This is a genomic window from uncultured Methylobacterium sp. (assembly GCF_964242245.1).
In the GTDB taxonomy this organism is placed as follows: domain Bacteria; phylum Pseudomonadota; class Alphaproteobacteria; order Rhizobiales; family Beijerinckiaceae; genus Methylobacterium.
In genome coordinates, this window is record NZ_CAXTBY010000020.1 from 26946 (window position 1) to 49994 (window position 23049).

At 71.5% G+C, this 23049-nt stretch carries 24 protein-coding genes; 13 read left to right on the forward strand and 11 right to left on the reverse strand.

Annotation, left to right across the window (positions count from 1 at the left end; genetic code table 11):
- Positions 1–32 precede the first annotated feature (32 nt).
- Positions 33–839 carry an electron transporter gene (locus ACFE8Y_RS07130; protein WP_375463700.1) on the forward strand — a complete coding sequence of 269 codons (807 nt, stop codon included), beginning with the start codon at positions 33–35 and terminating at the stop codon, positions 837–839.
- 7 nt (positions 840–846) lie between these two features.
- On the opposite strand, the gene ACFE8Y_RS07135 is transcribed toward ACFE8Y_RS07130, so the two are convergent.
- Positions 847–1059, reverse strand: coding sequence for a hypothetical protein (locus tag ACFE8Y_RS07135; protein ID WP_375463701.1), 213 nt, complete (start codon positions 1057–1059; stop codon positions 847–849).
- 173 nt (positions 1060–1232) lie between these two features.
- On the opposite strand from ACFE8Y_RS07135, the gene ACFE8Y_RS07140 reads away from it, so the two are divergent.
- Positions 1233–1427, forward strand: coding sequence for a general stress protein (locus ACFE8Y_RS07140; protein WP_375455341.1), 195 nt, complete (start codon positions 1233–1235; stop codon positions 1425–1427).
- Positions 1428–1583: 156 nt separating this feature from the next.
- Here the strand turns inward: ACFE8Y_RS07140 and ACFE8Y_RS07145 are convergent, their stop codons facing one another.
- Entirely contained in the window at positions 1584–1955 is a 372-nt protein-coding gene (locus ACFE8Y_RS07145; protein WP_375463702.1) for a hypothetical protein, read from the reverse strand.
- A 442-nt stretch (positions 1956–2397) separates the two neighbouring features.
- Positions 2398–3201 (reverse strand): response regulator, encoded by an 804-nt coding sequence (locus ACFE8Y_RS07150; RefSeq protein ID WP_375463703.1) that lies wholly within the window; start codon positions 3199–3201, stop codon positions 2398–2400.
- Positions 3202–3512: 311 nt separating this feature from the next.
- On the opposite strand from ACFE8Y_RS07150, the gene ACFE8Y_RS07155 reads away from it, so the two are divergent.
- Positions 3513–3644, forward strand: a complete 132-nt coding sequence (locus tag ACFE8Y_RS07155) for a NepR family anti-sigma factor (protein WP_375463704.1) — start codon at positions 3513–3515, stop codon at positions 3642–3644.
- Between the two features lie 74 nt (positions 3645–3718).
- On the opposite strand, the gene ACFE8Y_RS07160 is transcribed toward ACFE8Y_RS07155, so the two are convergent.
- The gene (locus tag ACFE8Y_RS07160) at positions 3719–3895 is read right to left on the reverse strand and encodes a DUF1328 domain-containing protein (RefSeq protein ID WP_238184052.1); all 177 of its coding nucleotides are present in this window, start codon (positions 3893–3895) and stop codon (positions 3719–3721) included.
- Between the two features lie 301 nt (positions 3896–4196).
- Here ACFE8Y_RS07160 and ACFE8Y_RS07165 point away from each other — a divergent pair, with 301 nt between their 5' ends.
- From ACFE8Y_RS07165 to ACFE8Y_RS07175, 3 genes are all read left to right on the forward strand, one after another.
- On the forward strand, positions 4197–4361 hold the full coding sequence (locus ACFE8Y_RS07165; RefSeq protein ID WP_375463705.1) for a hypothetical protein: 165 nt from the start codon (positions 4197–4199) through the stop codon (positions 4359–4361).
- Positions 4362–4865: 504 nt separating this feature from the next.
- A complete protein-coding gene (locus tag ACFE8Y_RS07170) occupies positions 4866–5795 on the forward strand; it encodes a DUF2865 domain-containing protein (protein ID WP_375463706.1) in 930 nt (309 codons plus the stop codon).
- A 131-nt stretch (positions 5796–5926) separates the two neighbouring features.
- The gene (locus tag ACFE8Y_RS07175; protein ID WP_375463707.1) at positions 5927–6868 is read left to right on the forward strand and encodes an MBL fold metallo-hydrolase; all 942 of its coding nucleotides are present in this window, start codon (positions 5927–5929) and stop codon (positions 6866–6868) included.
- Positions 6869–6988: 120 nt separating this feature from the next.
- On the opposite strand, the gene ACFE8Y_RS07180 is transcribed toward ACFE8Y_RS07175, so the two are convergent.
- Complete coding sequence (locus tag ACFE8Y_RS07180) at positions 6989–7834, reverse strand: class I SAM-dependent methyltransferase (protein ID WP_375463708.1); 846 nt, start codon at positions 7832–7834, stop codon at positions 6989–6991.
- Positions 7835–8174: 340 nt separating this feature from the next.
- On the reverse strand, positions 8175–8954 hold the full coding sequence (locus tag ACFE8Y_RS07185) for a DUF1499 domain-containing protein (RefSeq protein ID WP_375463709.1): 780 nt from the start codon (positions 8952–8954) through the stop codon (positions 8175–8177).
- 97 nt (positions 8955–9051) lie between these two features.
- On the opposite strand from ACFE8Y_RS07185, the gene ACFE8Y_RS07190 reads away from it, so the two are divergent.
- On the forward strand, positions 9052–9537 hold the full coding sequence (locus ACFE8Y_RS07190; protein ID WP_375463710.1) for a MarR family winged helix-turn-helix transcriptional regulator: 486 nt from the start codon (positions 9052–9054) through the stop codon (positions 9535–9537).
- On the opposite strand, the gene ACFE8Y_RS07195 is transcribed toward ACFE8Y_RS07190, so the two are convergent.
- A complete protein-coding gene (locus ACFE8Y_RS07195; RefSeq protein ID WP_375463711.1) occupies positions 9525–11375 on the reverse strand; it encodes an AsmA family protein in 1851 nt (616 codons plus the stop codon). The two genes, ACFE8Y_RS07190 and ACFE8Y_RS07195, sit on opposite strands and share 13 nt — an antisense overlap.
- A 305-nt stretch (positions 11376–11680) precedes the next feature.
- Here ACFE8Y_RS07195 and ACFE8Y_RS07200 point away from each other — a divergent pair, with 305 nt between their 5' ends.
- Together ACFE8Y_RS07200 and ACFE8Y_RS07205 are read left to right on the forward strand one after the other, a co-directional pair.
- The gene (locus tag ACFE8Y_RS07200) at positions 11681–12424 is read left to right on the forward strand and encodes a CoA transferase subunit A (RefSeq protein WP_375463712.1); all 744 of its coding nucleotides are present in this window, start codon (positions 11681–11683) and stop codon (positions 12422–12424) included.
- A gap of 23 nt (positions 12425–12447) precedes the next feature.
- Positions 12448–13107, forward strand: a complete 660-nt coding sequence (locus tag ACFE8Y_RS07205; protein ID WP_375463713.1) for a 3-oxoacid CoA-transferase subunit B — start codon at positions 12448–12450, stop codon at positions 13105–13107.
- 3 nt (positions 13108–13110) lie between these two features.
- Here ACFE8Y_RS07205 and ACFE8Y_RS07210 read toward each other — a convergent pair whose 3' ends face one another.
- The 4 genes from ACFE8Y_RS07210 to ACFE8Y_RS07225 form a co-directional block, all read right to left on the reverse strand.
- Positions 13111–13884 (reverse strand): ABC transporter permease subunit, encoded by a 774-nt coding sequence (locus ACFE8Y_RS07210; protein ID WP_375463714.1) that lies wholly within the window; start codon positions 13882–13884, stop codon positions 13111–13113.
- On the reverse strand, positions 13881–14810 hold the full coding sequence (locus ACFE8Y_RS07215; protein ID WP_375463715.1) for an ABC transporter permease: 930 nt from the start codon (positions 14808–14810) through the stop codon (positions 13881–13883). Before ACFE8Y_RS07215 ends, ACFE8Y_RS07210 begins: the two co-directional genes overlap by 4 nt.
- Before the next feature lie 229 nt (positions 14811–15039).
- On the reverse strand, positions 15040–16083 hold the full coding sequence (locus ACFE8Y_RS07220; protein ID WP_375463721.1) for an ABC transporter ATP-binding protein: 1044 nt from the start codon (positions 16081–16083) through the stop codon (positions 15040–15042).
- A gap of 147 nt (positions 16084–16230) precedes the next feature.
- Positions 16231–16917: a Crp/Fnr family transcriptional regulator gene (locus tag ACFE8Y_RS07225; RefSeq protein WP_375463716.1), complete on the reverse strand. Its 687-nt coding sequence runs from the start codon at positions 16915–16917 to the stop codon at positions 16231–16233.
- A gap of 370 nt (positions 16918–17287) precedes the next feature.
- On the opposite strand from ACFE8Y_RS07225, the gene ACFE8Y_RS07230 reads away from it, so the two are divergent.
- From ACFE8Y_RS07230 to ACFE8Y_RS07245, 4 genes are all read left to right on the forward strand, one after another.
- The gene (locus ACFE8Y_RS07230; protein WP_375463717.1) at positions 17288–18220 is read left to right on the forward strand and encodes a UDP-3-O-acyl-N-acetylglucosamine deacetylase; all 933 of its coding nucleotides are present in this window, start codon (positions 17288–17290) and stop codon (positions 18218–18220) included.
- Between the two features lie 58 nt (positions 18221–18278).
- Positions 18279–20147: an ABC-F family ATP-binding cassette domain-containing protein gene (locus tag ACFE8Y_RS07235; protein WP_375463718.1), complete on the forward strand. Its 1869-nt coding sequence runs from the start codon at positions 18279–18281 to the stop codon at positions 20145–20147.
- Between the two features lie 95 nt (positions 20148–20242).
- The gene (locus ACFE8Y_RS07240; RefSeq protein WP_375463719.1) at positions 20243–21421 is read left to right on the forward strand and encodes a glycosyltransferase; all 1179 of its coding nucleotides are present in this window, start codon (positions 20243–20245) and stop codon (positions 21419–21421) included.
- A 162-nt stretch (positions 21422–21583) separates the two neighbouring features.
- Positions 21584–23049: DNA methyltransferase (locus ACFE8Y_RS07245; protein WP_375463720.1), on the forward strand; the 1466-nt coding region annotated here is incomplete at its 3' end.

Sequence of the window (23049 nt, forward strand, 5' to 3'; positions counted from 1 at the left end):
CTCGGGCATGCGTGAGCGACGGGAGACGCACGATGCCTCGAGCCCCTCAGGTCCGCCCTGCCCTGCGCCGGACGGCGATCCTCGCCTGCCTCGGTCTCGGCGCGGGTCCCGCCGTCGCGCGCCTCAATCAAACCGAACTGTCCCGCGTCGCGGCGGCGCCGGCCCCGGACGCGCGCGTGCCCCTCGACCTCGCCTTCACGGACACCGCCAACGCCCGGACGGTGACGCTCGGCGAGGCCATCGCAGGGCGCGCCGTCCTTATGCTGCCGGTGGACTACACCTGCGGCAACGTCTGCGATCCGATGCTGGCGATGGCGAGCGCGGCGCTCGTGGCCACCGGTCTCGTCGCCGGCCGCGATTACGGTCTCGTCCTCGTCGGCATCGACGCGCGCGACGACGCGCGGGACGCCCGACGCATGCTCGACGCCGACCTCGCCCTGCCGATGCTCGCGGCGAAGGCCTCAGCGCTGGTCGGCGACGCGGCGGCCATCGAGCAGTTGACCCGGGCGCTCGGCTACCGCTTCGTCTTCGACGCGGCCACCGACAGCTTCGCGCATCCGGCGGCGGCCTTCCTGCTGACAAGCCAGGGCCGCGTCGCCCGCGTCCTCTCGCCGCTGGCCCTGAACGGCCGCGACCTGCGCCTCGCCCTGGTCGAGGCCGAAGAGGGTCGAACCGGCAGCCTCGGGGACAGGCTTGCCCTGCTCTGCTACGGCTACGATGCCGTGCGCGGCATCTACACGCCGTTGATCCAGCGCATCCTCAGCATCGCCGCCATGCTGACGGTGCTCGCCATCGCCCTCGGGATCTTCCTCCTGAGCCGGCGCCCGGGGCGCGCCTGATTCGGGATCAGCGCTTGGTCGCGAGGCCGGGCTTCTCCGGCGTCGGCGGCTCGCGGCCGCCACTCGGATTCGGCTGGGGCGAGTCGATCGGTTCGCGGTCCGTGGCCGGCGTCGCGCTGTCCTCCGGAGCCGGCATCGGCGGCAGGGGCGTCCGGTTCGACTGCGGCTCGGTTCCGGCCTGCACCTTCGTCGCACCCTTCGCCATTTCGCGGTTCGTCATGTGGAAAACACCTCATCGGCGCCTGCGGCCAAGTTGTCCGCGCACGGCACGCGTCCCTCCCAACGCGACTGCCAGATCGCAGTTGCGGCTAAGCTTGGACCCGAAGCGTGAGAGGAACCTTCGGATCTTGGCGAAGGTTGTGACAGGGTGAAGAGAAGCCTGAGGAGAAGCTGATGGCATCCGGCAATTCAACCTCGAAGCGAGGTTTCGCGTCCATGGACCTCGAGCGGCAGCGGGAGATCGCCAGCAAGGGCGGTCGCAGCGTTCCGGCCGAGAAGCGTTCATTCTCGCAGGATCGCGAACTGGCCTCGTCCGCCGGCCGCAAGGGTGGTCAGTCAACCGGCACGGGCCGCGACGGCGCCGAGTAGCCTTTCGCTCATCGCGTTCCGTGGCGCCTACCCGGTGACGGGTAGGCGCCACTTTTCTGCATCACGAAGCTGAACGCGACGGAACGTGAAGACCCGCTCCATCCCGTGGAGCGGGTCTTCACGTTCGACTGCGCAGATCGTCGATCGTTTCAAAGATCAGGAAATGCAGCGGCCCGGCGTCATGCGCCGCGCTTCCGGGCCGACCAGGGAGCTGAGGGCGGCCTCGCAGCCCTCGCGCATCGTGCGGCGCGGCTTGAGCGGGGGCTTGGTGCCGATCTCCTGCGCCGTCTCGACGGCGGGCGGCGCGGCGCGGCTCTGATCGGACTGCAGGCTGGCGAGGCGGGTCGGGTTGATGGCGGTCGAGACCGGCCGCATGCCGGGAAGCGGTGCGAACGCCGCGGGCGCGACGACGACGATGCCTTGAGGTGCGACCCACTGGTCGGCATGCGCGCGGACCATCGGATGCACGAGGAGCGTGAGCAACGCGGCCGGGGCGCTCACGCCGAGGATGAAGCCGGACCGAAACATCGTCGCGATCTCCAGATCGGAGCTTGACAGGATGTTCCGACAACGCCTCTTTCGCGTCCCGGTTCCTTCACTGCCGTGCTTTCGACGAAATCAGTATTCGGACCTGGATTGTGGTGAGGTGCGCCCCGGCACCTGCCTGTCCACACCGATACAGAGTGGCGAGGAGGTCACACCGGCCTGAAAAAGCGTGCGGCATCGGAACCCTTCGCTCGGCCGAATGTTCTCACAGCACCCGGCCAACTGGTCCTCCCCGCATTCCCCTTGTGCATCGGCCGGAACCTTATCAGCGGGTCGGAGGCTCTCCGGCCCGTTTTTTTGTGCGCTCATCCCAACTGGCGACAACGAAAAACCCCGGCCTCGCGGCCGGGGTTTTTCGCGCGTCCGAGTCGATGTCGCGTGGAAGCACGCCCGTCGTCGGGTCATTGCCGTCCGGCGGTCGTCATCACGCGGTCTTGGCCTCGCGACGGCGGGCGGTCTGCTGGAAGAACAACGCTTGGCTGATGACGGCGGAGACGTTTGCCGGCTGGAACGGCTTGGCGATCAGGAAGGCCGGCTCCGGTCGCTCGCCGGTGAGGAATCGCTCCGGGTAGGCGGTGATGAAGATCACCGGGACCTCGAAGGTCTTCAGCAGGTCGTTGACGGCATCGAGGCCCGACGAGCCGTCCGCCAATTGAATATCGGCCAGGATGAGGCCGGGGCGCTTGCTCTCGGAGGCGATCTTGACCGCTTCCGTTCGGGTGCGTGCGACGCCGATGACGTTGTGCCCGAGGCCTTCGACCAGGGCCTCCAGGTCCATGGCGATCAGCGGCTCGTCCTCGATGATCAGGATGTCGGTGGCCATGTCGGCGGCGAGTTCGCGCCCGGCCTCGTCAACGAGGTCGCGCACTTGGCTCACGTCGACGTCGAGGATGATCGCGGCATCCTCCTCGGAGAAGCCTTCGAGGCACGATAGCAGGAAGGCTTGACGCGGCAGGGGTGTGATCTGACCCAGCCGCACCTCGGCCGGAAGGTCATGCTCCACCTGCTCGGTGCGGCCGTTCACGGACAGCGAGTTCCAGATGCGCGTGAAGACTCGGAACAGATCCGCCTTGACGTTGGTGCTTCGGCCCAGCGTATCGGGCTCGTTGACCAGGGTCTCGAGGGTCGCCGCGACGTAGGCATCCCCGGCCACTTGGCTGCCGGTCAGGGCCCGCGCGTAGCGGCGCAAGTACGGCAGGTGTTGCACCACGAGTTGCGATGTCGACATGCGATCCCCTGTGCCTTGCCGGCCTTTGTCGTGCCCTGCGGCCCAACGCGGCGGCAACGGCTCCGTTCCGAGGGGGCGGAACCGGCCGCGTGCGTCGGCGTTGCTGGTGCAGCCATGACGTATGTCGAGCCGCAAGACAATGCGGCGATGCCGGCATGGGCATCGCATCAAGGGGATGTGGGGGTATGATGGAGTCTGACAACGCGGACGTTCCGCGCGATGCCGTCACGCGCCGCCTACACGAGGGAGCAGGTGCCGCAGCCGACGCGCCAGGATCACCCGATCGGACGATGCTTACACGATCGAAGGGTTTGAGCGACCAGACGCAGCTGCGCCTCGGCAACCATCTGCGCGCGATGTACGACAACGTTCTTCAGCAGCCTGTTCCCGACCGGTTCCGCGAACTCATCGAACGTCTTGAGACCCGTCAACCCGATCCGTAAGACGACGTGGAAACACGGCTTACCTCGCCCAACGGCCGCGGCAGGACGACCTGCCGCGGCCGTAATCGTGCGATCTAGAGCGTCGGGGAGCGGCCGCGCATCAGGCCGATCACGGCCGAGATCGCGAACAGAACGATCGCGACGAAGAAGATCAGCTTTGCGGCTTCCATCGCCGTACCGGCGATGCCGCCGAAACCGAGCAGGGCGGCCACGAGGGCCACGACGAGAAATGTTACGGCCCAACCGAGCATTGGCGTAGTCCTCGAACATCATGGTTGCGGATCAGGCCGCGACCTTCTGACAGCAAGAACGTCACCTCATTGCTTCGGTTCCTTCCCATCGAATGACGCGCACGGCAAAAACTCGCTTTCCGCGAGCGGGATGCGGAGCGGGTGGTGCGGACTCATCGGATCAGGCGCCGCAAATTCCGAAGCCGGACCTCTCCTGCAACCAAGCTTGCGTCGCCATGTACCGGTTCACGCGTCGGCATTCCGGAACAGATAGGTCCGGCCCGACGTTCACGGAGCAACCCCGATGCCCGAGAGATTTGCGATGAGAACAGCCGCCCTCGTCCAGCGCCTCGCCGACACCCTGACGGTCGCCGTCAAGGCCGTGGTGCGCGGTGCCGACGACCTGCTCGCCGCCATCCTGCCGAAGCCGGAGGCGCAACTCGTTCCGGTGCGGGTTCGCCAATCGGGATTCAAAGCGCGCCGCTGACCGCAGCCGGCACCAGCGCAAGCCGTCCTCCGGGGCGGCTTTTTTCATGCCGACGAAGCTTATCCCCAGGAGGATCATCTCTCAAGGGGGATCATCCGCGCGAAGGCTTTCCACGTCGTGTGGAAACGGACCGGCCTCAGGGCTCCGACGCACCGATCCCGGAGAGGCTTGCAGGCGTACCCGCCCGTGAACGCGGTCTGTTCCGGATCAGGAGCGTTGATAAGCTGCTCTACCGGGCACGCGCGCAGTCGAGGCGGCTGCTTGTCCGGTGCAGGTGCCTAATTCGCATTCGCGCTTGCGGCGGCATGCAGTCCTGATCTGCAGTGGCGTGCCCATGTCGGTTGTCTTCCGCACTTGCCGCAGACCGCCGGGCTGCCTTAAGTCGCCATCGACCGCCTAAGCTTTCACCGGGCCGGTCCTGCGGATACGGGCGCTCGGATGTTGGGAATGACGTTCTGGGCGCGCTGGCGGCAGGCCCTCAGATCAGGCGGGACGCGGCGACAGATGATCGGCACGGCAGCAGCCGGATTGATCCTCGGGCTCGGCGGCGTCACCGTCGGTTCCAGCCTCGTCCACGCCTCCGAGCCTGGCGGGATCTTCGATTTCTTCCAGGAGATCTTCCGCGGCCCGGCCCGGCCGGAGGTCGTGCCCGCGCACCGGCCCGGACGCTACGCCAACCTGCCCGACGGACGCCGGCTCGGTGCCGCGCGCCCGGTCTACCACACGCCGCGGCCGGTGGTGGACCTGTCGGTCGGCCGGTCGCGCCGCGCAAGCCGGCGCGGGCCTGCCCGCGAAGCGGTGCCGGTCTCCGTGGCCTCGACCGGGCAGCAGACGGTCTGCGTTCGGATGTGCGACGGTTACCTGTTCCCGCTGGGCAAGCTCGGGGCGCGGGCCGACATGCCGGTGCACCAAGCGGCCTGTGGCGCCGCCTGCCCGGGCGCCTCGACGAGCGTCTACACTCTGGCCGCCGGCGAGACCGAGCTCGATCGGGCGGTGAGCCCGCAGGGCCTGCCCTACCGCGCCTCGGCGCTCGCCAACATCTACAGGCAGCGCCGCGTGGCGAACTGCTCCTGTCAGCCGCCCAAGGGAGCGCCGTCCCTGCCGGTCACCCGGGACCAGACGCTGCGCAACGGTGACGTCGTCGCCACCGCCGACAGCGCCGACGTGGTGACGCGGCTCCGCTCCGGCTCCGTCGCGCTGGTGGATTTCCGGCAGGCATCGCTCACGCAGGGCAGGAACCGGCAGATCGAGGCGAAGGTCGGCGCCCTTCACCGCGAGGCCGAGGCCCGCGCGTTCCGCCGGACCCTTCGCGCCGCCGGTCGGCCGAGCCTCGTTCAGGTCGCGTCCGCGGGCGACGGCTTCCGCATCCCCGAGCGTCCCGTCGGCGACCTCGCCCAGATCCGCGTCGTCACCCCCTCGCCCTTCATCCGCTGATGGCCTCGTCAGGGCCGGAGCGACCCATAACGGGATCGCAGCCGTCGGAATGATTGTCCGATCGCGCACGATGGCGTAGCCCGGCCCCGATCGGGCCAGTCGATCGAAGTCGCGACAGGGCGGAGCGGACGATGGCGGAGACGGGCTCCGGTGCGGATTCCGCGCCGGTCTTCGAGGCGGCGCTGCCGATGGCCGGTCGGATGGCGTCGCTGACGCCCCTCATCCGCCGCCGGGTCGCGCCGAACGGCGGCCCCTTCACCGGAAGCGGCACCTGCACGTACGTGGTCGGGCACGGCCGCGTCGCGGTGATCGATCCGGGACCGGACGATGCCGCGCACGTGGCCGCCCTGCTCGCCGACCTCGGAGCCGAGACGGTCGAGGCCATCGTGGTCACGCACACGCACCGCGACCATTCGCCGGGCGCGCGCCTCCTCAGGGCGAGGACCGGCGCGCCGATCGTGGGCTGCGGCCCGCACCGTGCGGCCCGCGACCTCGCCGCGGGCGAGGTCGCGGTGCTCGATGCCGGCGCCGACCGCCTCCACGTCCCCGACCGGGCGATGCGCGAGGGCGATCGGCTCTCCGGCGCGGGCTGGAGCCTCGTCGCAATCGAGACGCCGGGCCACACCATGAACCACCTCGCCTTCGCACTCCCAGAGGAGAACGCGCTGTTCTCGGGCGATCACGTCATGGCGTGGTCGACGAGCATCGTCGCGCCGCCGGACGGCGCGATGCGGGCCTACATGGCGTCCCTCGACAAGCTCCGCGGGCGCAGCGAAGGCGTCTACTGGCCGGGCCACGGCGGCCCGGTGCGCGATCCGCGCCGGTACGTGCGCGGGCTCGCCAACCATCGCCGCCGGCGCGAGACGTCGATTCTCGCGCGGATCGCGGCCGGCGACACGACGATCCCCGCGATCGTCGCGGCGATCTACCAGGGGCTCGACCCGCGGCTCAGGGGTGCGGCGGCGCTTTCGGTCTTCGCCCACCTCGAGGATCTGGTGGAGCGCGGGCTCGTGGCGACGGAAGGGGGCGCACGCCTCGATGGGGTTTTCGGGCGCGCGGGGACCGCGGGCTGAGGGAGGTGCCGGACAGGCTTAGAGCGGTGCCCGATCGCGCTGCAATCGGCCACGGATCTAAGTCTTTGTTTTAAAACGCTCTCTTACGCCGAACCGGCGTCCACTTCGGCGGAGAGCGCTTTAGCGCGTCGTAACCCGATCGGCCGCCGCATCGTCGCGTGGGCGTGACGGCCCGCGATCGTTACGGCGGACGCATCGCGGCTTGGTGAGCGTGACGTTCACCGTGCAGGGCAGCATGGTCTGGAGGCGTGGAATCTTCGAGAGAACGAAGTAATACACCGTTGCGGCGATGCTGGAGCGCTGCTGATATTCCGGATGATGCTCGACCTTCATATCGAGCCCCAGGCCCTTCGCGTCGCTCTCCAGCCTGTCGAGCAGGATGACATCCTCATCGACGCTGGCGAAGTGCCGCTTCCGCTCGGTTCGGCGCTTGGCCCGGTCGTAGATGAAGCGCGGCGACGACGGCTCGTAGAGCATCACCAAGCGCCCGCCGGGCTTCAGGACGCGATGGACCTCGGACAGGACGGCGTCGTATCGCGAGCCGATGATGAAGTGATGGAAGGCGGCAAAGCAGAACACAAGGTCGAACCGGGCATCCTCGAACGGCAGGGACACGGCGGAGCAGGCCCACTTCTCGTCGATCTTCGCGCCGATCAGGGTCTCGTACTTCGCGGAATTGCGGACCGCGTCGTGACTGAGATCGGTGGTCACGAAGTAGGCGTCCGGAACCTGCGACTTCGCGATGATGCTGGCCCAGCCGTGCCCGGCGCCGAGTTCCAGGATGCGTTCGCCCGGCCTGATCCGCAGGCGATCGAGGAGTGATCGGAAGGCGATCATCACCCGGGATTTGTAGATCACGTTCTCGAAGAGGTCGGCGTCCGGGCCTTCGCCGCGATCGTTCGACCAGAATTCGAGTTCCTTGCGGTCGCTGCTCGACAGAAGCGACCCGTCGACCGCGACGCGCACGCCGCGGTCCTCCTGGAACGCGGCTCCGGAAGGACTCGAAAAGGTAGCGCTCGACATGGCCGGACCCTGCGATCTCTGCCGTCCGCCGCATCGGATCACCGTCGGGCGCGCAGCAAGAGCTTTATAGGCACGAACACGATCACGGTCTTCGAAGGTGGGAACGCGCGTGTCGGCTTGTCCCGGCCATTCCTGTCTCTTGGCTTACGATTAGGGTTAGCGCGCCGAGGTCTCCCGGGGACACAGGAGGCAGGGCCTGTTCGACGATGATCCGCGGGCAGCCGTGCCCGGGCCGGACGCCGATGCGGAGAGCGACGGGCCTCCGCGCGAGACTGCCGGGAGACTACTTCACCGCCAGCGCCAGGTTCGCCACCTCGTCGAGGTAGGCGCGGATGCGATCCGCGTTGACGCCGAAATCGCGGGGTCCGAGGCGCGAGGCGGAGCGGACATCGATGCGCGCCCCGTCCGCGCGGGGCCGGACGCGCACGGTGACGTCGTCGGGCAGGTTGAGGATCAGGCTGCGCGCGACCGCCTCGATCCGCCCGTTGCCGATCCGTCCGCCGGGACGGATCGCCTCGACGATCTGCCAGCGCCGGTTCACCGCCGCCTTGCGGGCGAGCTCGAACGCCTCGTCGGCCCCGATGTCGAGCGTCAGCGGCGCGATCTGCGGGTAGGCAGCGCGCTGGCGCTCGCGGGCCGCCGGACCGGGATCGTCGGGATAGCGCCCGCCGCGACTCGCGAACGCCGTGCGCGAGCGCGAGAAGGCCGGCGGATCGCCGATGTCGGTGGTGACGTCGGTCAGCGCCGGCAGCCGCAGACCGCGCAGGGCCGCGTAGGACGGGTAGGCCAGCACGAGGATCGCGAGGACGAGGCCCCAGAGCGCCGCGCCCAGGCCCCGCGCGCCCTCGCGCCAGACCCGGACGCAGGCGAAGGCCGCGAGCAGCACCGCGACCAGCGCAATGCCGAGCCCCGCCGCCAGGGCGGCCAGCGCCGGCCCGGCCTCCGCCCGCGGATCGCGCACCAGCACGATCGCGATGGCCGTGACGAGGAGCGAGAACAGGGCGATCCAGCGCGCGAGGGGGCCGGCGCGGGTGACGGGTTCCTCGACGAGCAGGCGGCGCATGGGGTTCGGAGGGCGGTGGATCGATCCGGCTATACAGCGCGGCTTGGTCCGGCGCCACTCGCCGATCGGCTCGGGTCTGCTATAGCCTCCCTCCGTGATGCCGCGTTCCCGTCCCGCCGTGCCGAGCCCGGAACCCGCCGATTCCCTGCGGGTCTGGTTCCGCTTCGTCCGCCTGAACCGCCGGGTGACCGCGGCGATCGGCGCGGAATTGCGGGCCATCGGACTCTCGATTCCGCAGTTCGACGTGCTCTCCACGCTCACCGAGCGGGAAGGCCTGACCCAGCAGGAGCTGGCCGGCCGCCTCTACGTGACCAAGGGCAATGTCTCGGGGCTGATCGACCGCTTGGTCGAGGCGGGGCTCGTCGAGCGCCGCGCGAGTCCGGGCGACCGGCGCTCCCACGCCCTCCACCTGACCGGCGACGGTGCGGACTTGGCCGCACGCGGGCTCGCGGCGCAGGCGGCCTACGTCGAGCGGACGCTGGGGCAGCTCGGCCTGGACGATCTCGCGGCGTTCGAGGCGCTGGTGCTGCGCTGGCGGGCGCTGGCCCGCGAGGATGCGGGCCCTGCCGCTCAGGGCGCGTAGGCCCGCGCCGCACCGGGGATGACCGCCGAGGCCGGCAGGTGCAGGGACGCTGGCGCGTCCTCGCGGTCCGCGTCCGTGCCCCCTCGCGCCCTGCGGACGCTGACGGCGTCCCAGGGACCGGTGATCTCGAAGGCCGTGACGGGCCGAGCCGCATCCGTGCCCGTGATCCTGGGCCCGATCTCCGCCCGCGCCCGGACGCTGCGCCCGGGCAGCGAGATCTGTCCCCGCAGCAGGCCGATCAGGCTCGCCGCCCTCAGGGAGCCATCGCCGATCTCGCCGATGCCGTCTGCGAATTTCAGCGCGACCGCGGCGCGCTCGAAGGGTGTGCGGCCGTTGCGGCGGGCCAGCGCGCCGGGGGCGACGGCGCCGTTGCGATGCATCACGTCGGTCAGGTCGAGGCCGGCGATCACGCCGCCGTCGATGGCGAAGCTCGCGCGCCCGGCCACGTGCGCTACGAGGTCGGCGACGTCGCGGCCGCTGCTGTCGAGGGTGAACTGTCCCTGCGTGCCGCCCAGCACCCAGGGTGACTCGCCGAGATCGATGAGGAGCGCGCCGAGGTCGAGGCGGTCGAAGGCGCCCTGCGCCTTGACCTCCGTCTCGGCACCGTCCGCGCCCCCTGCGGCGAGCGCCACGCGGCCCTTGAGCGTCGCGCCCTGGATGCCGGTGCGGATGAGCGCGACCTCCACCGAGCCCGGATGCACCAGGACGCTGGCCGCGAGGTCTTCCAGCACGACGGGGCCGATCCGGCTCTCCGTCGCCGAGATCCGCAGATCGAGGTCGCCTCCCGTCAGCGGCGCCAGGGCGACCGGGCGCGCCGGCGCGCCCGCCTCGCCCGCCTCCGGGCCGAACATCCGCACGAGAGCGCCGACGAGCGGCGCGAGGTTCAGGCGCTCGGCGGCCAGCGTCGCCTGGACCGCGGTGCGGGTTCCCCCCAGGCTCACGGACCCCGCGCCCTCCAGCACGTCGCTGCCCAGCGTCGCGCGCACGCTCGGCAGCGACACGGTGCGCCCGGCGGCCTCGAAGCGCCCGTCGAGGGCGAAGGCCTGGATGAAGGGAGCGAGCGCGACCTCGGCGCCGATCCAGGCGAGCGTCTCGGGCAGCGAGCGCGTCTCGACCCGACCCTGCCCGGCCAGGGCGAGGCCGCCGGCGGCGGTGACGCTGCCGGTGGCGGAGAGCGTTCCGCCGGGCCACGTCGCGCCCGCCGCGAAGGGCGAGGCCGCCCCGTTCATCAGGTCGGCCGCACGCACGCCCGCCAGCGTCAGGTTCGTGCGCGCCCCGCGCCACGTCAGGTCGGCGGCGGCGTCGAGGGTGGCGCTCCAGAACGGCCACGCGAGGGTGAGGTCGACGTCCTGCGCGCCGCCGCCCGGCTCGGCCGAGACCAGGGTCGCGCGCGTCAGCGTGATGCGGCGCGGATGGGCCGAGCCGCCCTGCGCGACGCGTCCGACGAGGCGGCGCACCGGCTCCGTCCAGCGGTCGTCGGCACCGCCCGGCAGGTGGATCGTCGCACGATCGAGGATGAGGCTGCCGATGTCGGACTGCCCCGAGAGCAGGGCGAGCGGGCTGAGTTCGAGCACGAGGCTGCCGCCCTCGATCAGCGCCGGCGCGCCGGGCCGGGTGCCGGTCAGGCGGGTCCGGCTGAAGCTGAGGCGCGGCAGGGGCAGCAGCGTCATCGCGCTCGGACCCTCGGCGACGAGGGCGAGGCCGTAAGCCCCCAGGCCGTGGCTGACGAAGGCCGCCGCCGTCGGGGTGCCGACGGGCCAGGGCAGCGTGGCGGCGCCGGTTCCGGCGGCGGCCAGCGCCGCGAGGCAGAGGGCGGCGATGAGGCGGCGCGGCGACATTGCACTCCGTGCGGACGCATCGCGACCGCGGCGGGACGCGACGAGGGATTGCGGCCGGACCCGGCACGCGGAAGCGGTGCCGGATGTTTCAGGCTTGCCCCGCCGTCATGCACCGGATCGTTCCGGTGATTTCCTTAACCGCTCCGATGGGCTTTGTCTGCCCGGGCCGCTTTTGCCGGACGCGCGGCTGTGGTTCGTTGGCTGGACCACGGTGGGCGCCGCGTGCCGCTGGACCGCTGCGCGGGAATCGGGGACAGCAGTCACGCGCGTTTCGGGGCGGCCGCGCGGCCGGGAGGGTGAGTTCGATGAAGAAGGTCCACGCGAATCCGACGGCGGCGCTGGCCGGGCTGCTGCGCGACGACATGATGATCATGTGCGGCGGCTTCGGCCTGTGCGGCATTCCCGACGAACTGATCGAGGCGGTGCGGGAATCCGGGGTCAAGGGCCTGACCATCGTCTCGAACAACGCCGGCATCGACGGCGTGGGCCTGGGCAAGCTCCTCGACACGCGGCAGGTCGCCAAGATGATCTCGTCGTACGTCGGCGAGAACAAGGAGTTCGCTCGGCAGTATCTCGGCGGGGAGCTGTCGATCGAGTTCAACCCGCAGGGGACGCTCGCCGAGCGCATCCGCGCGGGCGGGGCCGGCATCCCGGCCTTCTTCACCAAGACCGGCGTCGGCACCAAGGTCGCCGAGGGCAAGGAGGTGCGCGCGTTCGACGGCGAGCACTTCGTGATGGAGCGCGGGCTGTTCGCCGACCTCGCGCTGGTCCACGCCCATACCGGCGACACCGAGGGCAACCTCGCCTACCGGATGACGGCGCGCAACTTCAACCCGATGATGGCGACCGCGGCCAAGGTGACCGTCGCGCAGGTCGAGCACCTCGTGCCGCCGGGCACGATCGACCCGGACACCATCCACACGCCGGGCATCTACGTGAAGCGTATCATCCACGTGCCGGTGCGCGAGAAGCGGATCGAGCAGCGCACGGTGCGCAAGCGCGCCGAGGCTTCCGCCGCTACGGCGGGCGGCGACGGCGGCCAGATCTGATCAGGGTTGGAAGGAGCAAAACCATGGCCTGGACCCGCGAGCAGATGGCGGCGCGCGCCGCCCGCGAACTGGAGGACGGCTTCTACGTCAACCTCGGCATCGGCATCCCGACGCTGGTGTCGAACTACATTCCCGAGGGCATGTCGGTGCAGCTCCAGTCCGAGAACGGGATGCTGGGCATGGGGCCGTTCCCTTTTGAGGGCGAGGAGGACCCGGACCTGATCAACGCCGGCAAGCAGACGATCACGGCGCTGCCGACGACGAGCTACTTCTCGTCGGCCGATTCGTTCGGGATGATCCGCGGCGGGCACATCAACCTGTCGATCCTCGGCGCCATGCAGGTCGCGGGCAACGGGGATCTCGCCAACTGGATGATCCCCGGCAAGATGGTGAAGGGGATGGGCGGCGCCATGGACCTCGTGGCCGGCGTCAAGCGCGTCGTCGTGGTGATGGAGCACGTGGCCAGGAACAAGGACGGCACCGAGGCGCCCAAGCTCCTCAAGGCCTGCGACCTGCCGCTGACCGGAACCCGCGTGGTCGACCTCGTCATCACCGATCTCGGCGTGTTCGCGATCGACAAGCACGGCGACGGCGGCATGCGCCTGATCGAACGCGCCGACGGCGTCACCGAGGAGGATATACGCGCCAAGACGGAGGCGGATTACACGGTGGCGCTGGCCTGACCCCTACGGACCGTTCCGCTTCCCTCCGAGCCACGTCGCCGCGCCCACCGCGAGGCCGACCGCGGCGATCAGCAGGGTCGAGGCGGCGTTGATCTCCGGGTTCACGCCGAGCCGCACTTGGCTGTAGAGCCGCATCGGCAGGGTGGTGGCGCCCGGGCCCGAGACGAAGCTCGCGATGACGAGGTCGTCGAGCGATAGGGTGAAGGCCAGCAGGAACCCGGCTCCGACGGCCGGCGCGACGAGCGGCAGGGTGACCGTCGCGAAGACGCGCATCGGCCCGGCGCCGAGGTCGGCGGCGGCCTCCTCCAGGTCGCGGTCGAGGCCGCGCAGGCGGGCGGCGACCACGACGGCGACGAAGCCGGTGCCCAGCGTCGCGTGCGCGATCACGATCGCGACGAGGCCGCGCTCCAGGCCGATCCCGACGAACAGCAGCAGCAGCGACAGCCCGGTGATCACCTCCGGCATCACCATCGGCGCCGTGACGAGGCCGGTGAACAGGGTGCGGCCGGCAAACCGCCCGTGGCGCACGAGCGCCAGCGCACTGAGCGTGCCGAGCAGCGTCGCGATCGCCGCGGCGAGGGCCGCGACGCGCAAGGACACCCAGGCGGCCGCGAGGAGCGGCGCGTCGGAGACCAGCACGCCGTACCAGCGGGTCGAGAAGCCGCCCCACACCGTCACCAGCGCCGAGGCGTTGAAGGAGTAGGCGATGAGCACCAGGATCGGCGCGTAGAGGAAGGCGAAGCCCAGTCCGAGGGCCGTCCGCGTGACGGCCGTCACCGCCCGCCCTCCCCGCGTCCCGCCTCGGCCGAATCCCTGGCGGCCTCGCGGAACAGCACCACGGGGCCGACGACGATCAGCAGCAGCAGGATCGCGACGGCCGAGGCCAGCGGCCAGTCGCGGTTGGAGAAGAACTCGGACCACAGGACGCGGCCGAGCATCAGCGTGTCGGAGCCGCCCAGCAGGTCGGGGATGATGAACTCGCCGACCATCGGGATGAAGCAGAGCAGCGCGCCGGCACCGAGCCCGGGCAGGCCGAGCGGCAGCGTCACGCTCCAGAACACCCGGGTCGGCGAGGCGCCGAGGTCGGAGGCCGCCTCGCGCAGGGTGGGATCGAGACGCGACAGCACCGCGTAGAGCGGCAGCACCATGAACGGCAGGTAGGCGTAGACGAGGCCGATCAGGACCGCGGCGGGGGTGCTCAGGATCTCCAGCGGCCGCTCGATCAGCCCGAGGCGCGTCAGCCCGAGGTTGATGAGACCCTCGGGCTTGAGGAGGGCGATCCAGGCGTAGACGCGGATCAGGAAGCTCGTCCAGAACGGCACGACGATCAGCGCCACCAGCAGCGGCTGCCACCGCGCTGGGCTCCGGGCGACCGCGTAGGCGAGCGGCGTCGCGATCAGCACCAGGATCGCGGTTCCCGCGAGCGCGTAGGCCACCGAGCTCAGCGCCGCGTCGCGGTAGAGCGCGTCCCCGGCCAGCGTCGCGTAGTTGTCGAAACTCAGCGCGTCGAGGAAGCTCGACCAGCCCTCCAGGCCGCCCTGCCAGTCGAGCACCGGCAGGTAGGGCGGCATCGCGGTCGCGGGCTCGGACAGGCTGATCTTCAGGGTGATCGCGAACGGCACCAGGAAGAACGCGCCGAGCCAGAGCCACGGCGGCAGCCGGACGAGGGCCTGAAGTCTCCTGGTGCTCGGCGGCCCGGTCATGTCCGAGCGTCGCGGGCATTCGGCCGGAGGCCGTGCGCCGTCGCCGAGCGAGGCGCGGACCCCTTCTCCCATCCAAGTCGGGCCTGCCCGACTTGGACATCCGAGATGTGTAGGGAGAGGAGGCCGCGCAGTGCTTCGTGCGGTCGGTCGAGTCCCGCCCAGGCACGACGCCCGACGCTGGAGGCCGATGGTGCGCACAGATCCGCGTCCCGTTCCGTCGCGAAGGCGGTCATGCAGGCAGTATCGTTGCGGCGTCGGGCGCGAACCGGACCCGCGTCGCCGCGCCGACCGGCGGGGCCCCCTCCCCCGGTGCGGCGGTCGCTCGGATCGACGGCCCGTCGCTCAGGCGGACGACGCGGCGGATGCGGTCGCCCAGGAACGTCTCCTCCGCCAGGATGCCCGGCAGCCCATCCGTCCCGAGCACCACCTGCTCCGGCCGCACGGCAACCACCACCGCCGCGCCGGGTTCGATCGACGCGGTCGGCGCGGCGGCGCGGATCGGGCCGTGCGCCGTCTCGACATCGCGGACCGGCCCGGGCTCGTGGGCGCCGAGGCGACCCGCGATCAGGTTCACGTCGCCCAGGAGCCCGGCGACGAAGCGCGTGACCGGGCACCGATAGAGCTCCGCCGGCGCGCCGACCTGCACGAGGCGCCCGCGGTCCATCACGCCGATGCGGTCGGCGAGCGTCATCGCCTCGGACGGGTCGTGGGTCACGACGACGAAGGTGGTGCCGAGCCGCCGCTGGAGCGCGCGCAGTTCCCCTTGCGTCTCCTCGCGCAAGGATCGGTCGAGGGCGGCCATCGGCTCGTCGAGGAGCAGCACCCGCGGCTCGCGGGCGAGCGCCCGGGCGAGCGCGACCCGCTGGCGCTGGCCGCCGGACAGGGTGGCCGGCGCGCGATCCCCGAACCCGTCGAGGCGCACGAGGCGCAGCAGGGCTGCGACCCGGCCGGCGATTCCTGCGCGGGCGAGCCCGAGCCCGTCGAGGCCGTAGGCGACGTTGCGCGCCACGCTCATGTGCGGGAACAGCGCGTAGGACTGGAACATCATGTTCACCGGCCGCCGGTGCGGCGGCAGCGCGCTCAGGTCGCCGCCGTTCAGGAGGATCGCGCCGGAGGTCGGCGCCTCGAAGCCCGCGATCAGGCGCAGCAGGGTGCTCTTGCCGCAGCCGGACGGCCCGAGCAGGCAGAAGAACTCCCCAGCCGCGAGGTCGAGCGACACGTCCGCGACGGCCGCCTGCGTCCCGAAGGTTTTCGCAAGCCGCACGATGCGCATCAGGGGCGTGGGCGAGGTCGAATCCGGCACGGCGTCCGCGTGGGCTGAGCGTTTCAGGCTACCGGCCTTCGACCGCGAGCGGAATCGGCGGCAGCGCCACAGGGGATGAGAATCGAACCCGCTGCCGGACCTGCGCAGGTGCGCGTCCTAGCCGTCCTCGCGCAGGGCCTCGGCGACGCGGGCCTCCAGCAGGTCCGGCCGCCGGATGACCAGGGCGCCGCGGGTGCGGTCGACGAGGCCCTCGCTCGCCATCACCGTGAACTCGCGGGTCACCTGCTCGCGGCGGCATCCGATGCGGGCGGCGAGCACGTGATGGTAGGGCGGCGGCGTCACCACCCGCTCGTCCCCGCCCCCCGCCCGCGGCACCGAGAGGCGCAGCAGCTCGGAGTAGAGGCGGTGGCGCAGATCCAGCAGCGCGTGCTCCATCAGGCGGGTGTTCAACTCGCGCACCCGCTTGGTCAGCAGCCGGAACAGGCGGTCGGCGATGGGCTCGGAGGCGAACACCATCTGCCGGAACACCGCGGCCGGCACGACGCAGACCTCGCCGCGGGTCAGCGCCGTGACGTTGGCCGAGCGCGCGACCCCGTCGAGGGCCGCCAGCTCCCCGAAGAAGGCGCCCCCGCGCATCTCGCCCAGGATCACCTCCTTGCCGGATTGCGAGCGGTTGAGGATCCGCACCTCGCCGGTAGCGAGGAAGTAGACGTCGGTCGATACGTCGTCGAAATCGACCAGCACCTCGTTCTCGTCGAACCGCCGCCAGTGGCAGCGGGTCTCGTAGGGGCCGAGCTCGATGCCCGGTTCCTTGAAGAACGGAATGGTCGAAAGCCGCGCCATTGGAAGACCGTCCCCTCGCGATACGCCGCGCCCGCCGCGACGCGGGGAGACCGGGTAGCCGCGCGCCCGGCCCGATCCGGGGCGTCGACGTCGTGAAGCTTGTCAAAGGATCGTGACGACCGGGTCGCCACCGGTCAAGCCGAGCGGGTACGATCGGCGTGGATGGTGCCCACGTCCTTGCGATCTGACCCGCGGCTGCGCGGCGTCGATCGCGTGATCGGCGCCGCGCGCGAAACTGTGATTTTTCAGATCAAGGCCTATCGTAGCCCATAGGACCGCATTCGCGGCCGGACCCTGGGACCCCAGAAGTGCAGAATCCGCACCGTTGCGACGACCGACTTGCGCGGCCTCGTCGTCTCCGCCCCGACGCGTGAGCACGACCGCGATGTCGCGCCTCGGCCGAACGCCCGCGGAACCGAAGGCGGACGCCGGCCTGCCGGATACCGGCCACAGGGCGACGCTGGCCGCCGCGTTCGTCCGCTCCGGGCGCGGGCTGCATACCGGGCGGCACGCCACCGTCCGCGTGGCCCCGGCACCGTCGGACCATGGCCTCGTCTTCCGCCGAACGTTCCCCGGCGGCCGCACCGTCGACGTGCCGGCTTCTTGGCACCTGCGTGAGAGGCAGCCGCTCTGCACCGCGCTCCGTTCGCCCGAGGGGCCGCTGATCCGCACCGTCGAGCATCTGCTTGCCGCGCTCTACGCCCACCGCATCGACGACGCGCTGATCGAGATCGACGCCGAGGAGCTGCCGATCTTCGACGGCAGCGCCGTGCCGTGGTGCCGCGCGATCCGCGAGGCGGGCCGGGCGGAGGGCGCGGTTCCGCGCCGAGCGATCCGGGTCCTCGCCCCGGTCGAGGTCGTCGACGGAAGGCGGAGGCTGCGCATCGAGCCGGGGGACGGCCTCCGGATCAGCGCCCACCTCGCCCTGGCGCATTTCGGCCCGCTCGACTGGTCCGGGGCGATCACGCCCGATGGCTTCCTCGCGGAGATCGCCCCGGCGCGGAGCTTCGGCCGCTACTGGCGCGCGATGCTCGGGCGCGCCTACGGCTTCGCCGCCCGAAAGCCCCTCCTGCAGGGCTGCGGCGTGGCTTCCGCGGCGATGATCGTGCGCGGCACCATCATCGGCGGCCTGCGCGTGCCCGACGAGCCGGTGCGTCACCGCGTGCTCGACCTCGTGGGCGACCTCGCGCTCGCCGGGCGCCCGATCCTCGGGCGCCTCACCGCCGTCCATACCGGGCACGAGCTGAATCACGCGCTGGTGGCCAAGCTGATGGCCGAGCCGGCGGCGTGGGAGCTGGCCTGAGACGCCTCCCAACCCCGGCCGCTTGCCACCGTGCCCCGGCCTCGCCAGAACGCGGGCCATGCTCCGCGTCAACGACCTCACCCTCCGCATCGGCGAGCGCCTGATCCTCGACGGCGCGAGCTTCGCGATTCCCGAGGGCGCCCGCGTCGGCCTCGTGGGGCGCAACGGCGCCGGCAAGACCACCCTGTTCAAGGCGATCCTGGGCGAGTGGCCGATCGAGGCCAACGCGGTGTCGATGCCCCGCGGCATGCGCATCGGCGCGGTGGCGCAGGAGGCGCCGGCCGGCCCCGAGACGCTGCACGCCGTGGTCCTCGCCGCCGACACCGAGCGCGCCCGGCTGATCGTGGAGGCGGAGGGCGCCGACGGTCTGCGGCGCGCCGAGATCGAGACCCGGCTCGTCGACATCGGCGCCCATTCCGCGCCGGCTCGTGCGGCGGCGATCCTGCACGGCCTCGGCTTCGACGCGTCGGCGCAAGGGCGCCCGTGCGCCGACTTCTCCGGCGGCTGGCGGATGCGGGTGGCGCTGGCCGCCGTGCTGTTCTCCGAGCCCGACCTGCTGCTGCTCGACGAGCCGACCAACTACCTCGACATCGAGGGCACGATCTGGCTCTACGACTACCTGGAGCGCTACCCGCGCACCGCGATCATCATCAGCCACGACCGCGACCTGCTCGACGAATCCGTCGATCACATCCTGCATCTGGATCGCGGCAAGCTGACGATCTACCGCGGCGGCTACACGAGCTTCGCCCGCCAGCTCTCCGAGAAGCGGGTGCTCCAGGCCAAGGCCAAGGTGAAGCAGGACGCCGAGCGCGCCCACCTCCAGAGCTTCATCGACCGGTTCAAGGCCAAGGCCACGAAGGCGCGCCAAGCCCAGTCCCGCGTCAAGAAGCTCGCCAGGATGGTGCCGATCGCAGGGCTCATCGAGGACGACGTGCCGGTGATCCACCTGCCGAGCCCGGAAAGACCCCTCGCGCCGCCGATCGTCGCGATGGAGCGGGTGCAGGCGGGCTATCCCGACCGCATCGTGCTGTCGGGCCTGAACCTCAGCCTCGCCCCCGACGACCGGGTGGCGCTGCTCGGTGCCAACGGCAACGGCAAGTCGACCTTCTGCAAGCTGATCGGCGGCCGGCTCGACGCGCTCTCTGGGGACTTGCGCCGCTCGTCCAAGATGAAGGTCGCCTACTTCGCCCAGCACCAACTCGACGAGCTGCGCCCCGCCGAGAGCGCGGTGGCGCACCTGCGCAGCCTGATGCCGGACGCCCCCGAGGCGCGGGTGCGGGCGGCGACCGCCCGCCTCGGCTTCCCGGCCAACAAGGCCGACACGCCTGTGGCGCAACTGTCGGGCGGCGAGAAGGCGCGCCTGCTGATGGGGCTCGCCGCCTTCGACGGGCCGCACCTGCTGATCCTCGACGAGCCGACCAACCACCTCGACATCGAGAGCCGGCAGGCGCTGGTCGCGGCGATCAACGACTACGAGGGCGCCGTGATCCTCGTCAGCCACGACCGCTTCCTGGTGGAGGCCTGTGCCGATCGCCTGTGGCTGGTGGCCGACGGCTCGGTGAAGACCTTCGACGGCGACATGGACGATTACCGCCGCCTCGTGCTCGCCGGTCCCGAGCGCGACGCGCCGCGCGAGGCGGACGCTGCCGGCGGCCGGCCGGCGGAGGCGCGTCGCTCGGCGGTCGAGCGCCGCGCCGCGCTCGCTCCCCTCCGCAAGCGGCTCGAAGGGCTGGAGGCGCGCATGGAGCGGCTCACCGCGGCCATCGCCAAGATCGACGCGGCGCTCGGCGACGGCTCGGCCTTCCGCGAGAACGCGGCCAAGGCCGGCGAGATCGCGAAGATGCGCGCGGATGCCGTGACAGCTCTGGCGGCGGCGGAGGAGGAGTGGCTCGAAGTCAGCGGGGAGATCGAGGCGGCCGCCTGAGCCTTTGATACGCCTGCGGTAACCCTCGACAGGACGGCCCCGGTCCCCGATAGGAAGCTTGGCTTCAAGGCAGGCGTGCCGGTCGGGGGATGGCGATGGCTGACGGAGTCGTGGCTTTGGCGGCCCGGTCGGGGAGGGCCCCGGGCCGAGGCCCCGATGCGGTGATCGCCGTACCCGTCCGCAACGAGGCCGAGCGCATCGCGGCCTGCCTCGCGGCCATCGACGCCCAGACCGGGCTGCGGCCCGGCAGCCTCGGGCTCGTGCTGTTCCTGAACAACTGCACCGACGGCACCGCGGCGGTCGTCGCCGACCTCGTGCCGCGGCTGTCGCTGCCGGTGCGGGTGATCGAGGCGGTGTTCGCGGGCGCCCATGCCGGCTGGGCGCGCCGGGCCGCGATGGACGCGGCCGCCGGCTGGCTCGGGTCCGCCGGCACGATCCTCTCCACCGATGCCGACAGCCGCGTGCCGCCGGACTGGGTCGCGCGCAACCTCCGCACCCGGGCGGCCGGTGCCGATGCGGTCGCCGGCCGCGTCGAGCTCATTCCCGAGGAGGCCGCCCTGCTGCCGGCCTTCCTCCACGCCCGCGGGCGGCTGGAGGACGCCTACGACGCGCTGCTCACGGAAGCCGAGGCGCGCATCGATCCCGATCCGAACGATCCGTGGCCGTGCCACCGCATCACCATCGGCGCGAGCTTGGCCGTCGGTCTCGACGCCTACCGGCGGGTCGGCGGCATGCCGGACATCCCCCTCGGCGAGGACGGCGCCTTCGTGGCTGCCCTCCGCGCCCACGGGTTCCGCGTGCGCCACGACCCGGCGGTGATGGTGTTCGTCTCGGCCCGCCTCACCGGGCGGGCGGCCGGCGGCGTCGCCGACACCATCCGCGCCCGCTGCGAGGACCCCGGCGCCCTGTGCGACGCGCGGCTCGAAGCGGTGCCGCGCGCCCTGATCCGCTACCTCTGGCGCCGGCGACTGCGCCGCCTGCACGCGGACGGGCGGCTCGCGACGACGCGGGGCTGGGCCCGCCGCCTCGCGATTGCGCCGGACGAGGCCGGGCGGCTCGCCGCGATCGCCCTGCCCGGTCAGGCGGTCGCCGAGGCCGAGCGCGCCAGCCCGCGGCTCGCGCATCATCCGCTCGGGGTCCAGGACCTCCCCGGCCAGATCCGCGTCGCGCGGGCGGTCCTGCCGGTCCTCCGCGCCTGCGTCCGCGTGCGCGACCTGTGGTGTTCGGCCCGGTCGCGCCCGAAGATCGTCGGCACGCCGGCGGCTGCGGCGTAGGATCGGCGTGCCGGATCATCGCGGTGCAGCCCTCCGGACGACGCGGGCGGCGCCAGGACGTCCCCGTGGCCCGAAGCCTTCGCGGTCCCGCTTCCGGGAAACGCTCCGTTGATGCGCGTGCGATAGCGTGACGAACCAGGACTCCAGCACCGCCCGGGTCTCATGACACCAGCCGCGTTCATCGAGAAGTGGGGCCGGAGCGAGCTCCGCGAGCGCCAGGGCGCGCAGAGCCACTTCAACGACCTCTGCGCGCTCATCGGCGAGCCGAACCCGACCGACGCCGACCCGCTCGGCGCGAGCTACTGCTTCGAGCGCGGCGCCACCAAGGTCGGCGGCGGCGACGGCTGGGCCGACGTGTGGCGGCGCGGCTGCTTCGGCTGGGAGTACAAGGGCAAGCACAAGGACCTGAGCGCGGCGCTGCGCCAGCTCCAGATCTACGCGCCGGATCTGGAGAACCCGCCCTACCTCGTGGTCTGCGACATGGAGCTGATCGTCGTCCACACCAACTGGACGAACACGGTCCGCCGCACGCTGACCTACGGCTTCGACGACCTGCGCGAGCCGGCCAAGCTCGACCAACTCCGGCAGGTGTTTCGCGGGTCGGACGCGCTGCGGCCGGGCCTGAGCCCGCAGGAACTCACCGCCAAGGTCGCGACGCGCTTCGGCGATCTCGGCCGGCGCCTGCAGGAGCGCGGGCACGAGCCGCAGGCGGTGGCGCACTTCCTCAACCGCCTGATCTTCTGCCTGTTCGCCGAGGATGCGGAGATCCTGCCCAAGGGGTTGTTCACCCGGCTGCTGCTGGCCCTCTCGCGGGTGGAGTATTTCAAGCCGGCGCAAGCCAAGGCGCAGTTCGACGGCCTGTTCTCCACGATGCGCACCGGCGGCTTCTTCGGCGCCGACGTGGTGCGCTGGTTCAACGGCGGCCTGTTCGACGATGCGCAAGCGCTGCCGCTGGAGCGGGCCGACCTCGATCTGCTCGCCGGCACCGCCCGGGAGCACGACTGGTCGAACATCGACCCGGCCGTGTTCGGTACGATGTTCGAGGAAGCCCTGAAGACCACCGGCCGGCGCGCGGCGCTCGGCGCCCACTACACCGACCGCGAGAAGATCCTGAAGATCGTCGAGCCGGTGGTGATCCGGCCGCTGGCGGCCGAATGGGCGGCGGCGCTCCCCGCCATCCGGGGCGAGGCCGACGCGATGGACGCCGCCGACGCGGAGCGCAAGGCCGTCCACGAGGCGGCCGCCCTCGCGATGGAGGCGGGCGCCGCCGCCTACCGGGCCGGCGAGGCGGGCCGCCGCAAGGCGCTCGCCGACATCGCCAAGCGCCGCGACGCCGCGCTCGCCCGCGCCACCGCGCTCCGCGACGCCTTCCTCGCGCGGCTGGCAGCCTTCCGGGTGCTCGACCCGGCCTGCGGCTCGGGCAACTTCCTGTACGTCGCCCTGCATGCGCTGCGCGACATCGAGCTGCGCGCGCTGCTCGACGCCGACCGGCTCGGCGTGCCGCAGGTTCCGCCCCGCGTCGGCCTCGACGCCGTCCGCGGCCTCGAGATCGAGGCGTATGCGGCCGAACTCGCCCGCGTCACCCTGTGGATCGGCAACCTGCAATGGGAGCGCCGCAACGGCTACAC